1 other annotated feature is annotated in these 1,317 nt (G+C 45.3%).

The features are described 5' to 3' along the window. The first annotated feature begins 334 nt into the window (after positions 1-334). Positions 335-1,192: a sequence feature (16S ribosomal RNA rRNA prediction is too short), on the plus strand. Positions 1,193-1,317 lie beyond the last annotated feature (125 nt).

Consider the following 1,317-nt stretch of genomic DNA (forward strand, 5'->3'; position numbering starts at 1 on the left):
AAAAAGCTTGCGAGATTCGAAAACGGGTATTACATTTGCACCCCGCAAAACATGGGAAGTTCATTGAAAGATTGGTAAGGAGGGAGGTTAAAAACGAAAAGAAATTTTCTAAAAAAAAAACTTCAAAAAACTCTTGCCGATTAGAAATAAGTTTTCTACTTTTGCACCCGCTTTGAGAGACAAGCGAAACAAAAAAAGAACACGTTCGTAGACATATTGAATTGACAGCCGTTTCGATGAAAATCGGAACAAAAGAATAAGAGTAATAGAATCGTAAGATTCGAAAAGAACCGATAGATATTCATCGCAATATAATATAAAAATATACGATGAAGAGTTTGATCCTGGCTCAGGATGAACGCTAGCGGCAGGCTTAACACATGCAAGTCGAGGGGTATATGTCTTCGGATATAGAGACCGGCGCACGGGTGCGTAACGCGTATGCAATCTACCTTTTACAGAGGGATAGCCCAGAGAAATTTGGATTAATACCTCATAGCATAGCAGTCTCGCATGAGATCACTATTAAAGTCACAACGGTAAAAGATGAGCATGCGTCCCATTAGCTAGTTGGTAAGGTAACGGCTTACCAAGGCTACGATGGGTAGGGGTCCTGAGAGGGAGATCCCCCACACTGGTACTGAGACACGGACCAGACTCCTACGGGAGGCAGCAGTGAGGAATATTGGACAATGGGCGCAAGCCTGATCCAGCCATGCCGCGTGCAGGATGACGGTCCTATGGATTGTAAACTGCTTTTGTACGAGAAGAAACACCCCGACGTGTCGGGACTTGACGGTATCGTAAGAATAAGGATCGGCTAACTCCGTGCCAGCAGCCGCGGTAATACGGAGGATCCAAGCGTTATCCGGAATCATTGGGTTTAAAGGGTCCGTAGGCGGTTTAGTAAGTCAGTGGTGAAAGCCCATCGCTCAACGGTGGAACGGCCATTGATACTGCTAAACTTGAATTATTAGGAAGTAACTAGAATATGTAGTGTAGCGGTGAAATGCTTAGAGATTACATGGAATACCAATTGCGAAGGCAGGTTACTACTAATGGATTGACGCTGATGGACGAAAGCGTGGGTAGCGAACAGGATTAGATACCCTGGTAGTCCACGCCGTAAACGATGGATACTAGCTGTTGGAAGCAATTTCAGTGGCTAAGCGAAAGTGATAAGTATCCCACCTGGGGAGTACGTTCGCAAGAATGAAACTCAAAGGAATTGACGGGGGCCCGCACAAGCGGTGGAGCATGTGGTTTAATTCGATGATACGCGAGGAACCTTACCAAGGCTTAAATGTAGTTTGACCG

Origin of the sequence: Flavobacterium sp. UGB4466, assembly GCF_903469665.1 — a bacterium.
Lineage (GTDB): Bacteria > Bacteroidota > Bacteroidia > Flavobacteriales > Flavobacteriaceae > Flavobacterium > Flavobacterium lipolyticum.